The 11,978-nt window shown below is 61.4% G+C and carries 11 protein-coding genes and 1 pseudogene; 6 read left to right on the top strand and 6 right to left on the bottom strand.

Going from position 1 to position 11,978, the window contains the following annotated elements; all coding sequences use genetic code 11:
• Positions 1-67 precede the first annotated feature (67 nt).
• The 3 genes and pseudogenes from RFER_RS14640 (at position 68) to RFER_RS24925 (ending at position 4,275) form a co-directional block, all read left to right on the top strand.
• The gene (locus RFER_RS14640) at positions 68-748 is read left to right on the top strand and encodes a c-type cytochrome (protein WP_011465171.1); all 681 of its coding nucleotides are present in this window, start codon (positions 68-70) and stop codon (positions 746-748) included.
• A gap of 182 nt (positions 749-930) precedes the next feature.
• A pseudogene (locus tag RFER_RS25045) lies at positions 931-1,776 on the top strand (PAS domain S-box protein); the annotation flags it as partial.
• Positions 1,774-4,275 (top strand): sensor domain-containing protein, encoded by a 2,502-nt coding sequence (locus RFER_RS24925; protein WP_341799121.1) that lies wholly within the window; start codon positions 1,774-1,776, stop codon positions 4,273-4,275. The pseudogene RFER_RS25045 and the gene RFER_RS24925, both read left to right, overlap by 3 nt.
• Before the next feature lie 28 nt (positions 4,276-4,303).
• Here the strand turns inward: RFER_RS24925 and RFER_RS14630 are convergent, their stop codons facing one another.
• A complete protein-coding gene (locus RFER_RS14630) occupies positions 4,304-5,206 on the bottom strand; it encodes an inositol monophosphatase family protein (protein ID WP_011465169.1) in 903 nt (300 codons plus the stop codon).
• Positions 5,207-5,305: 99 nt separating this feature from the next.
• Between RFER_RS14630 and RFER_RS14625 the strand changes: the two genes are divergently transcribed.
• Both RFER_RS14625 and cysE read left to right on the top strand, forming a co-directional pair.
• Positions 5,306-6,166, top strand: a complete 861-nt coding sequence (locus RFER_RS14625) for an RNA methyltransferase (RefSeq protein ID WP_011465168.1) — start codon at positions 5,306-5,308, stop codon at positions 6,164-6,166.
• Between the two features lie 9 nt (positions 6,167-6,175).
• Entirely contained in the window at positions 6,176-6,949 is a 774-nt protein-coding gene (gene cysE / locus RFER_RS14620) for a serine O-acetyltransferase (protein ID WP_011465167.1), read from the top strand.
• Positions 6,950-7,014: 65 nt separating this feature from the next.
• Here cysE and mog read toward each other — a convergent pair whose 3' ends face one another.
• The gene (mog, locus tag RFER_RS14615) at positions 7,015-7,620 is read right to left on the bottom strand and encodes a molybdopterin adenylyltransferase (RefSeq protein ID WP_011465166.1); all 606 of its coding nucleotides are present in this window, start codon (positions 7,618-7,620) and stop codon (positions 7,015-7,017) included.
• Positions 7,617-8,231 carry a ribosome biogenesis factor YjgA gene (gene yjgA / locus RFER_RS14610; RefSeq protein ID WP_011465165.1) on the bottom strand — a complete coding sequence of 205 codons (615 nt, stop codon included), beginning with the start codon at positions 8,229-8,231 and terminating at the stop codon, positions 7,617-7,619. The genes mog and yjgA overlap by 4 nt, the downstream gene beginning before the upstream one ends.
• 23 nt (positions 8,232-8,254) lie before the next feature.
• Between yjgA and pmbA the strand changes: the two genes are divergently transcribed.
• Complete coding sequence (gene pmbA, locus RFER_RS14605; RefSeq protein ID WP_011465164.1) at positions 8,255-9,661, top strand: metalloprotease PmbA; 1,407 nt, start codon at positions 8,255-8,257, stop codon at positions 9,659-9,661.
• An 11-nt stretch (positions 9,662-9,672) separates the two neighbouring features.
• On the opposite strand, the gene RFER_RS14600 is transcribed toward pmbA, so the two are convergent.
• The 3 genes from RFER_RS14600 to RFER_RS14590 form a co-directional block, all read right to left on the bottom strand.
• Entirely contained in the window at positions 9,673-10,119 is a 447-nt protein-coding gene (locus RFER_RS14600; protein WP_011465163.1) for a GatB/YqeY domain-containing protein, read from the bottom strand.
• Between the two features lie 180 nt (positions 10,120-10,299).
• Positions 10,300-10,512: a 30S ribosomal protein S21 gene (rpsU, locus tag RFER_RS14595; RefSeq protein ID WP_011465162.1), complete on the bottom strand. Its 213-nt coding sequence runs from the start codon at positions 10,510-10,512 to the stop codon at positions 10,300-10,302.
• 196 nt (positions 10,513-10,708) lie between these two features.
• Positions 10,709-11,962 (bottom strand): NAD(P)/FAD-dependent oxidoreductase, encoded by a 1,254-nt coding sequence (locus RFER_RS14590; RefSeq protein ID WP_279587709.1) that lies wholly within the window; start codon positions 11,960-11,962, stop codon positions 10,709-10,711.
• Between the last annotated feature and the right edge of the window lie 16 nt (positions 11,963-11,978).

Raw genomic sequence — 11,978 nt, 5'->3', positions numbered from 1 at the left:
TCACACGTTCTTCACCGACACCCGCGCGATAAAATTTCACTTTTGATGGCTGATTTGCAAGGAACTCATGCGCTGCACATTTCGATCCGGTCTGGTTGGCTCACTGATGGGCTTGCTCGTGTTTTCCCTGTCACCCGCGGCGTTCGCTGCGCCGCCGGTCGCTGCCGCAACGCCGTCCAAAGCCCAGGCGATTGTTGATGCGGCGACGCACGACGCTTACAAAAAGGCGGCTTTTGTGAAGACGGGTCAGCGTGTGGCGGAAGTTTGTGCCAGTTGCCACGGCCTCAAAGGCACCAGCACGACACCGGATGTGCCCAATATGGCGGCGCAAAATGTGAACTATGTCTATGAGCAGTTGCGCAAGTTCAGCACAGGTGAGCGCAGCGAAGGCTCACATTCCAAATTCATGCGCGGCCTGACCCGGGCGATGAGCGAGGATGAAAAGGCGGCGGTGGCTGACTTCTATGCCCAGCAGAGCTCGATTGCATCGCGCGCCCCAGGGGCGGCGGCGGCAACAGGCAAGGCGATCTATAACACGCGCTGCCTGAAATGCCACGGCGACGATGGAGCCGGTGCCGAATCGCTGCCTCTTATTGCCGGTCAACAACCTGGTTACCTCAGTATGTCTCTGGAGCGTTATCGCAAGCAGACCGGTACCCGCCTGTTTGCGGCGATGACCAAAGTCATGCATGGAATGACTGATCAGGACATGGTGGCGCTGGTTGACTATGTTTCCAGCATGCATTGAGCCAGGATGAACCCGTGTTCACCTTAAGCCGTCATCACCGAAGCAACTGAGTCGGGCGGGGACGGCGAAGCCGGCGTCGGTGGCGTCCCGCAGGCTGCCTGCGCCCGGCTCGATCAACGCGATCCAAAATCTCTGGCGGCGATCGCTGGCGCGCGTTCGGTGTGCAGCTCACTTGCTGCACAATGGAACGCCCTGAAGAAAGCTGGATTGAGTTGAGCCTTGATGACCTGCCTGCCGCAAAAATGAATCCGTCCGAGGAAGTCCGTCGCCTGCAAACGGCATTGTTTGACGCGCAACGCCGTTTGCAGGCCGTGGCCGATGTTGCGGGCGGGTTGATCGGCAAACTTGAGTTCGAACTGCGTGAGGGCGACAGTCTGCTGCTGGTCGGCTTTGATGTCCAGGCCGAACAACTGCTGGGCAAGGCCTGTGCGCCGTTTTTGGGTCAGCCTTTGTTGATGCTGTTGCCGGGCTTGTCCGCCACGGAGCTGCCGGCAGCCTTGTTGGAGGTGGCGCTGCACGGCGGTGTGATCGAGCCGCGCAGCCTGCTCGGCGAGGGTTTGTTGTCGGGGAAATCTTTCACGTTCTTTGCGTTCCAGTTGGCGCCTGCGCGGGCCGTCGTGAAGTTCTGGGACAGCGCGGGCGCGCTCGAAACCCAGGCGCTGCGCATGCGCTCGCAGCAGCAACTCGCCGCCGTGTTCAGCCAGAGCCCGGTGGCCATATCGCTGAGCCGTGAACGCGACGGTGCCTATGTCGACGTCAATGAACAATGGACGCTGCTGACCGGTCTGTCCTTGCAGGAGGTGCTGGGGCGGACCTCGGTCGAGTTGGGTCTTTGGCCCGATGGCACTGCGCATGATGACGCGTTGGCGCAGGCTGGCGAAGGCGCTCGCTTGCGCAATCTGGACCTGCCGTTCGTCCGCCAGGACGGGCGCCAACTCGTCCTGCAAATCAATGCTGCCCGCATCGAGATCGGCCACACCGCCTATTTTTTGAGTTATCTCAAAGACGTGACACCCGAGCGCGCCATGCAGGCCGAGTTGCTGGCCAGTGAGCAGCTTTTGAAATCGACCAATGAGCGGTTGAATCAGCAAATTCATCTGTTTGAGTCGATGGAGAATCTGGCTGCGGTGGGCTACTGGACCTCTGGCGCTGACCCGGCTACTCTGCGCTGGTCCAAGGGCATGTACCGTCTGGCCGGGCTGGCGCCCGGCTCGGTGATGCATCGGTCGGTGGGGCGCAGTCGCATCCGGGCCGAGGACCAGGAGAAATTTGCCCAAGCCAGGCGTGCGGTTGATGGCGCGATCGTGGAGTATCAATGGGAGCATCCGGATGGCCGCATGCATTGGCATCGTTCGCGCATGCAACATGGGTCGGGCGAGGGCGGCGAAGCGATCGTTTTCGGCGTGGTGCAGGACGTCACGCACGAACGGGCCGCGGCCCTGGCGTTGCAGGACCGGCTCGGCTTTATTCAAAACATCACCAGCCGGGTGCCCGGTATGGTGTTTCAGTTGCGGCTCAAGACCGATGGCAGATTTCAGTTTGGCTACGTCAGCGACCTGGTGCGAGAGATTTTCCGGGGGGTGTCGCCAGAACAAATCATGCAGGATGCGGCGGGCATCCTGAAGCTGCACCACCCCGATGACGTGTCAGAATTTATTGCCTCCATCAAGGCTTCTGCGCGGGAGCTTAAGCCCTGGCGCCATGAATATCGCCTGCGCTTTGAGGACGGCGAGGTCCGTTGGTTGCTGGGCCAGGCCACGCCTGAGCGCGAGGCGGATGGCACGGTGCTGTGGAATGGCTTGATCACCGATATCACCGCGCGCAAGCAGTCCGAGGAGCGCTTGCGTGAAAGTGAAGCCCGTTTTCGGGCCTTGACCGAACTCTCGTCGGACTGGTATTGGGAGCAGGACGCACAATTTCGTTTTGTTCGACTCGATGGCAGCTCGCAGACCAGCATGCGCTTGCCTGAGGACAACTATCTTGGCGTCACACGCTGGGAAACCGATGCGCAGGGCGTCAGCCAGGCGCAGTGGGCAGCACACCGGGCGGTGTTGCAGGCGCATGAAACCTTTCACGATTTCGAGATGCTGTGCACCGACGCGGTCGGCTGCCTGACTTGGGTGGCCATCAGTGGCACGCCAATTTTTGATGTGCAGGGCCAGTTCAAGGGCTACCGGGGCATTGGGCGCGACATTTCCGAGCGCAAACGGGCCGAAGAAAAGATTGAGCGGCTGGCGTTTTATGACGTGCTGACCGATCTGCCCAATCGCCGTTTGCTGATGGACCGCCTGCAGCAGGCGCTGGTGAGCAGCGCGCGCGAACACGGCGCCGGCGCGCTGCTGTTTATCGATCTGGACAACTTCAAGGACCTCAACGACACACAGGGCCACGATGTGGGCGACGCGCTCTTGCAGCAGGTGGCAAAACGTTTGCTGGCCAGTGTGCGCGAGACCGATACGGTGGCGCGACTCGGTGGCGACGAGTTTGTGGTGATGTTGCAGGGCCTGGAGCGCACCCAGGCTGATGCCATCACGCAAGTCGAGCAGGTGGGACGCAAAATCATGGCTCAGCTCAACCAGCCTTACCGGCTGGGCAGCGCGGAGCACCACAGCACGCCCAGCATCGGCGTCACCTTGTTTGACAACCAGCAGCAGACCCTGGACGACCTGTTGAAACAGGCCGATCTGGCGATGTACGAGGCCAAGTCTGCGGGGCGCAACACGCTGCGCTTTTTCGACCCGACCATGCAGGCGCTGGTGACGCAGCGCACGGCACTGGAGCTGGAACTGCGCCACGGCCTGGCGCGTGACGAACTGGTGTTGTTCTACCAGCCGGTGGTTGATCAGGATGCGCGCGTGGTCGGCGTTGAGGCGCTGGTGCGCTGGCAGCATCCGCAGCGCGGCCTTGTTGCCCCGCTGGCATTCATCCCGATGGCGGAGCAAACCGGGCTGATCCTGCCGCTGGGGCAGTGGGTGTTGCGGGTGGCCTGCCTACAGCTGGTGAGCTGGTCGGCGCAGGCGGCTACCGAACGCCTGACCATGGCGGTGAATGTGAGTGCGCGCCAGTTCCGCCAGCCGGAGTTTGTGCAGCAGGTGCTGACCATGTTGCGCCAGACCGGCGCCAACCCGAAACGTCTGAAAATGGAACTGACCGAGAGCCTGTTGCTCACCGATACCCAGGACGCCATCGCAAAAATGAGCGAGCTGCGCGACGTCGGTGTGCGCTTCTCGCTCGATGACTTTGGCACCGGTTATTCGTCGCTGTCTTACCTCAAGCTGTTGCCGCTGCAACAACTCAAGATTGATCAGTCGTTTGTGCGCGATGTGCTGACCGACCCGAACGATGCCGCCATCGCGCGCACCGTGCTGGCCCTGGGTCAGAGCCTGGGGCTGGGGGTAGTGGCCGAAGGTGTGGAGACGGTTGGCCAGCGTGATTTTTTATTGCAACACGGCTGCACCCGGTTTCAGGGTTATTTGTTTGGCAAGCCGGTGCCCATAGCTCAATTGAGGCTGGGGGGCGCTGATTAGCACCCCAGTGCCGGGCTACAGCGGTGCGTCAGTCGCCGCCGGGCGTGCCATCGGCATCAACGGCGTTACTCGCGGCTGATGTCAGATTGGACTGGCGCAGCGCTGCTTTTTCGCCCGCGCTGGCAAATTTGCTGTATTTCCCCAGAATGCCGACCAACTGACCATAAACACGCGGGTTGCCGGCCATGCACTCTTTGTGCTCCAGAAATTCAGGCTCACCGGTGAAATTGCCGACCAGGCCACCGGCTTCGGTCACCATCAAGGAGCCCGCTGCTACGTCCCAGGGCTGCAGGCCGGCCTCAAAAAAGCCGTCGGTGTAACCGGCCGCCACATAGGCCAGGTCCAGCGCCGCAGCGCCGGGGCGACGCAGACCGGCGGTCTTTGGCATCAGGTCCGTCATCATGCGCAGGTAGTTTGGGAAATCATCACCGGGGCGGAACGGGAAACCGGTGGAGATCAGGCACTCCTGCAGGCGGATGCGCTTGGACACGCGCAGGCGCCGGTCGTTGAGGTAGGCCCCGCGTCCTTTGGTGGCGGTGAACAGGTCGTTGCGGCTGGGGTCATAAATGACGGCCTGCTCAATCTTGCCCTTGACCGCCAGCGCAATGCTGACGCAATAGACCGGAAAACCGTGGATGAAATTGGTGGTGCCGTCCAGCGGGTCAATGATCCAGACAAATTCGGAGTCTTTGGCACCGTGCTCGCGGCCTGATTCTTCCGCCCAGATGCCATGGCCGGGGTAGGCCGTGAGCAGGGTTTCGATGATGGCTGCTTCGGCCGCCTGATCCACGTCGGTGACGAAATCATTCACCTGCTTTTGCGAGATGCGAACCGCCTCGACGTCAAGCGCCGCGCGGTTGATGATGGACCCCGCAGCGCGGGCGGCCTTGACGGCCACATTGATCATGGGATGCAGATTGGGGGAGGCCATATATATTTATTAAGAACGGGGAGGGGAGCTGTCCGGCGATGCGGGCGGCGACAATAGTGCGATTTTATCCGCCCCGGTGATTTCCAGATTTTCCAGTCCATGCAAACACGTTTCATCCTGATCAACACCAGCCACGCCGGCAATGTCGGGGCTGCTGCCCGTGCCATGAAAACCATGGGTTTCACCGACCTGGTGCTGGTGGCCCCGCGCTGGGCCAATGTGCTCAGGCGCGAAGAAACCATTCAGCGCGCCAGTGGCGCCCTGGACGTGCTCAAAAATGCCCGCATCGTGGACACGCTCGATGAGGCGCTGGAGGGAATCACGCATTTGTGCGCCACGGCCATGACGCCGCGCGACTTTGGGCCGCCCACGGCGACGCCGCGTGAGCATTTTGAGTTGCTCTTAAATAAAGAGCGACTGACGCATATTCCACGGGGGCTAGAGGCTGATCTGGCTTATAAAAATGAAATTTTGCCGGAGACGTCTGAACTCGTGCAGGCAGCTGTTGCAGCGCCCGAGCGCGGCATGGGCTTCCTGTTTGGCTGCGAGCGTTTTGGCATGCGCAATGAAGATGTCTACCGTTGTCACGTGGCGCTGAGTATTCCGAGCGACCCCCAATTCGGCTCGCTGAATCTGGGTGCGGCGGTGCAGGTGATTGCCTATGAATGGCGGCTGGCTTTGGGCGCCTTTCCCGTTCAATCCGCGACCCTTGAGCCGGTGCTGGCCGACGCAGCCCAAGTGGCGGGCATGTTGGGGCATCTGGAGCAGTCGCTGCAGGCGATTGGATTTCTGGACCCGCAAGCGCCCAAAAAATTGATGCCCCGGCTCAATCAGCTGTTCAACCGGGCCGGTGTCACGCAGGAAGAGGTTCACATTCTGCGCGGCATTGCCAAGGCGATGTTGCAGAACGTGGCGCGTCCCGAGGCCCTGACGCCCGCTACGGCTTTGGTCAAAGGCTAGACTTCAGCTATGTTTTCCCGAATCCGCTCCGACATTGAATGCATTCTTGAGCGCGACCCGGCCGCTCGCACGCGCTGGGAAGTGTTGACCTGCTACCCCGGTTTGCACGCCGTGGTGTTGCATCGTCTGGCGCACTGGTGCTGGCAACACGGTTTCAAGTGGCTGGGGCGCTTCACCTCCCACATCGCCCGCTTTTTGACCGGCATTGAAATCCACCCCGGCGCCAAGATCGGCGAACGCGTATTTTTTGACCATGCGATGGGCGTGGTGGTGGGCGAGACGGCCGAGATTGGCGATGGTTGCACCATTTACCAGGGCGTCACGCTGGGCGGCACCTCGCTCTACAAAGGCGTCAAGCGCCACCCCACGCTGGGTCGCAATGTGGTGGTGGGGGCGGGTGCGCAAGTGCTGGGCGGCTTCACGGTCGGCGATGGGGCCAAAGTGGGGTCGAACGCGGTGGTGACCAAGCCGGTACCGGCCGGTGCCACGGCGGTCGGCAACCCGGCGCGCATCATTCAGGCCGAGCTTGATGTCAAGCGTGAAGAAGCCGCCTCCAAGATGGGTTTTTCAGCCTACGGTGTGACGCAAAATGACGACCCGCTGAGCCAGGCCATGCGCGGCCTGATCGACAACGCTTCCACGCAGGAACATCAGATTTCAATGCTGTGGAAGGCGATCGAGCAGCTCAGCGTGCAACGGCATGACGCCAGTGTGGTGCCGGGGGATGCCGCGGTCAGCGAACATTTTGAGGCCGAGAAGCTCAATCAGCTGGTCGGCAAGTAGTACCTATTTGCTATTGATTAAATAGCTGTCTACGCAGTGCGTACGGGGGCTGGAACGCGTTTTTATCAAGAAAACGTGCGGATGGCTGCTTTCGGGCGGAACGCTTTGCACACGGCCTCGTCGGTCTCCAGATACGGTCCACCAATCAGGTCGATGCAATACGGCACGGCCGTAAAAATGCCGGCCATCACAAGCGCGCCATCGCCTCCGCGCAGGCCTTCGAGTGTTTCGGCAATCGCCTTGGGCTGACCCGGCAGGTTGATGATCAGGGTCTGGTTGCGAATCACCGCCACCTGGCGCGACAAAATGGCCGTCGGCACAAACTGCAGGCTGATTCTCCGCATTTGCTCGCCAAATCCCGGCATCTCCTTGTGCGCCACGGCCAGCGTGGCCTCGGGCGTGACGTCGCGCAGGGCCGGGCCGGTGCCACCGGTGGTCAGCACCAGGGCACATCCGGCATCCACCAGTTCAATCAGCGTGGCGCTGATGGTGGCTTGCTCGTCCGGGATCAGGCGCGGCTCAAACTGCAGCGGGTTTTTCAGGGCGCGGGTGAGCCAGGCTTGCAGGGCGGGCAGGCCTTTGTCCACATAGATGCCGCCGGAGGCCCGGTCGCTGACGGAAACGATGCCGATCTTGATGGGGTCGAAGGGGGAAGAAGCTGATGCGCTCATGCCGGCTCCTCAGGGCGACCGAGCTGTTCACGCACCAGTTGAAAAATATCGCGGTAGGCGCGGCCATGGCGCGCCGCCTCACCGGGCTTCTCGGGTTTGGCGTCCTTGCGGGCCTGGCGGGTCAGGGCGCGCAGTTGCTGGCTGTCGGTGTCGGGGTACTGGCTGATCCACTCGCCAAAGGCGTCCTCGTCGGCGACCAGGCGATCACGCCAGGTCTCGGCCAGGTGCAGCACCAGATTTTCCTGTGCGGAGCCGTTGTTTTGTTCATGCAAGGTGGTGCGCACCGCCTCCAGCGTGGCCGGATCCAGCAGCCGCATCATCTTGCCGATGTATTGCATCTGGCGGCGCTTGCCCTCGAAGTTGGTGATGCGTTTGGCCTCCAGCACGGCGTCTTTGAGCTTTTCGGACAAGTTCAGCCGGGCCATCAGGTCGGCGCGCAGCGTCAGCAGGTCTTCACCGAGCTTTTGCAGCTCAAGGCTTTCGCGCTTGAGATCGGTACGGCTTTGCTCGTCGGTGCCCTTGAGCTCGCGCTTGAGCTCCAGGTCGCGTTCGCTGCCTTCGGCAACAAACTCACCGCGAACGAAATAGCCTTTTTTTAGTTTACGTGACATAGCCAAGTATCATAGCCGTCCGTATGAAGAAACCCAACACCACCAAGACAGCCACCCCCGCTCAGCGCGACCCTGACAGGGGCTTCAGTTACAGCCGTTCTTTTTTTGAGGGCTTGGTCGACAGCGCCCTGGCGCACGCCAAAAAACTCGGCGCCAGCGACGCCGGGGCCGAAGCGTCCGAGGGCTGCGGGCTGAGCGTATCGGTGCGCAAGGGGGAGCTGGAAAATGTGGAACGTAACCGCGACAAGTCGCTCGTCGTCACGGTCTATTCGGGTCAGCGCCGGGGTAACGCCAGCACCTCTGACTTTTCCCACGTTGCGATCGAGCAGACCGTGCAGGCTGCGTATGACATTGCACGCTTCACGGCCGAAGACCCGTTTGCGGCCTTGCCCGATGTGCAGGACATTGCCCAGCCCTCAGAGCAGCGCACCGACCTGGATTTGTTCTTCCCGTGGGTGATCAACAGCGAGCAGGCGGCGGCAATCGCCATGGCTTGTGAGGCGGCGGCGGTGCAAACCGACAAGCGCATCACCAACAGCGAGGGCGCGGCCGTGTCAGCGCAGCAATCGCATTTTTTCAGCGCGCACACACATGGCTTTCGGGGTGGTTATGCCAGTTCGCGCCACTCCCTGTCGGTGTCGCCGATCGCGGGCAAGGGCAGCGGCATGCAGCGCGATGCCTGGTACAGCTCTCAGCGCAACGCCGATGAGCTGGCCTCGCCCGAAGCCGTGGGCCGCTACGCCGCCGCGCGCGCCTTGAGTCGTCTGAATTCGCGCAAGATTGCCACCACCGAGTGCCCGGTCTTGTTTGAGTCGCCGCTGGCCGCTGGCCTGCTGGGCAGCTTTGTACAAGCCATCAGTGGCGGCTCCCTGTACCGCAAGAGCTCATTTCTGCTCGACTCGCTGGGCCAGCAGGTGCTGGCCAAACACATTGATATTCTGGAAGACCCGTTTGTCAAACGCGGCAAAGGCAGCTCGCCGTTTGATGACGAGGGTGTCCGGGTCAAAGCGCGCCAGGTGGTGCAAGCCGGGCGGGTGCAGGGCTATTTTCTGGGCAGCTACTCGGCCCGCAAGCTTGGCATGAAGACCACCGGCAATGCCGGGGGTTCGCACAACCTCATCTTGACGTCGCGCCTGACGCGCCCCGGTGATGACCTGAACGCGATGCTCGAAAAACTGGGCACCGGCTTGTTCGTGACCGAGTTGATGGGCAGCGGTGTGAACTACGTTACCGGCGACTACTCCCGCGGTGCCAGTGGCTTCTGGGTTGAGAAAGGCCGCATTGCCTATCCGGTACACGAGATCACCATCGCGGGCAACATGAGAGACATGCTCAAGGGGATCACTGCCGTGGGGGCCGACACCTACAACTACGGCGCCAAGACCATCGGTTCGGTGCTGGTGGACCGGATGAAGGTGGCAGGGAGTTGAGGCGCCGTTGGTCAGGCGGCCAGCGCGGCTTTGACCGCAGCTGACACCTGTCCCATATCGGCTTTGCCGGCCAGTTGCGCTTTGACGGCGCCCATGACCTTGCCCATGTCGCCGGGGCCCTTGGCACCCAGCTGGGCCACGATCGCCTGCACCGCAGCAGTCACTTCTTCGGGCGACAGACGCTTGGGCAGGTAGGCCTCCAGCACCTTGATCTCGGCCGATTCCTTGTCGGCCAGATCCATGCGATTGGCCTGGGTAAAAGCGGCGACCGAGTCCTTGCGTTGCTTGATCAGCTTGTCGACGATGGCCACCATGGCAGTGTCATCGAGTACCACGCGCTCATCGACTTCTTTTTGCTTGGCCGCCGCCAGCAGCAGACGGATGGTGCCCAGGCGTTCGCTGTCGTGCGCGCGCATGGCGGTCTTCATGTCTTCAGTGACCTGGTCTTTGAGTGACATGGGGTGAACTCCTTGAGGTGCTTGGTGAATCGGGATTTGCATTATGGGCTCGCTGCGAGCAGACAAAAAAAAGCCCGCCTGAGCGTCCCCGGCGAGCTTTTTTCTCTAATCAGTTGAGGACAGAGCTTGTTCGCTACGCGTAACTACGGTCTGTCCCGCAAGATTTCAGCTTGTATCTACTTAATACATCTTCTTGGGCAACTGCATGGCGCGAATGCGCTTGTAGTTACGCTTGACGGCGGCGGCCTTCTTGCGCTTGCGCTCGGCGGTGGGCTTTTCGTAGAACTCGCGGGCGCGCAAGTCAGTCAAAAGGCCGAGTTTCTCAATGGTGCGCTTGAAGCGACGCAGCGCCACGTCAAAGGGTTCGTTCTCTTTTACACGGATGGTTGTCATTAAATAATGTTGTCCAAAATATGCAGACGTGCGCCAAAGGAAGATCGGGCCATTTGACGGTTATCGTGCGTTTTTCCCCGCTTTAAAGTTGATCAGGCAGCGGGGGTTTGCCAGCAAAGCCATGGATTATAGCGGGCTTGCCACCGAATTCAAGTCCGGTGCCGCCGTCATCAAGCGCCGGTTGCAGACTCCAACGCTATTTTTTGAGCAGTTTCGCTGCCAGGCCCTGCGCGCAGGCGTAGGCGCTGGCCCAGGCCCACTGGAAGTTGTAGCCGCCCAGCCAACCGGTCACGTCCACCACTTCGCCGATGAAATACAGGCCAGGCTGCTTCGATTCCATCGTCTGCGACGACAAATCCCGGGTGTCCACGCCGCCAGCGGTGACCTCGGCTTTTTTATAGGCTTCGGTGCCGGTCGGGGTGAGTTCCCAGCGTGTCAGGCGCTCGGCCAGGGCCGCCAGCGCCTTGTCGCTGGCCTCGTTGATCGGACGTTGCCAGTCGTGGCCGGCGCTGGCGCCCGCTTGCACCCAGGCGTCGGCCAGACGCGAGGGTACCAGCTGGGCCAGCTCATTGGCGATCAGTTTGCGCGAGCTGGCCTTGGCGCGCATGAGCGCCTGCAGCACCTCGGTGCCGGGCGCCAGGTTGATCCGGATCGGCGTGCCAGCCTGCCAGTAGCTCGAAATCTGAAGCACGGCCGGGCCGCTCAGGCCGCGGTGGGTGAACAACAGGTCTTCCAGGAAACTGATTTTTGCTTTCTTGCTGCCAGTTTCTATTTGTACCGGCAGCGACAGGCCGGCCAGAGCGGCGTAGGGGGCCCAGGCTTCACCGTCAAAAGTCAGTGGCACCAAGGCGGGACGCGGCTCGATCAGGCGCAGACCAAACTGGCGGGCGATGCGGTAGCCCAAATCGGTGGCGCCAATTTTGGGAATCGACAGGCCGCCGGTGGCGATGACAACCGCAGCGCACCGGATGGTGCCCCGGTCACTCTCTATTTCATAGCTGCCTATGCCTTCTGCATGCGGGCTAGAGGCTGAAAAAACTATATTCTTTAAACTGCAGGGCTGCCAGCGCGTGACGCCGCCTGCGTCGCACTCGGCCAGCAACATCTGGATGATGTCCTCGGACGAGCGGTCGCAAAACAGCTGTCCCTTGTGCTTTTCATGGAACGCGATGCCATGGCGCTGCAGCAAGTCGGTGAAGTGGCGTGGCGTATAGCTTGAGAGGGCCGAGCGGCAAAAATTCGGGTTGTTGCCCAAAAAATTGGCTGCGCTGGTATCCAGGTTGGTGAAATTGCAGCGTCCACCGCCGGAGATGCGGATTTTTTCGGCTACCTTGTCACTGTGGTCGATCACCAGCACCTTCAGGCCCAACTGGCCCGCCACGCCAGCACAGAACAGGCCCGCGGCGCCAGCGCCCATCACCACGACGTCAAAATTTTGCATGGGCCGCAGTGTAGGCGCCGCGCGG

The organism is Rhodoferax ferrireducens T118, assembly GCF_000013605.1.
GTDB classification, from domain to species: domain Bacteria; phylum Pseudomonadota; class Gammaproteobacteria; order Burkholderiales; family Burkholderiaceae_C; genus Rhodoferax; species Rhodoferax ferrireducens.
This window is presented reverse-complemented; position numbering and strand designations above follow the sequence as displayed.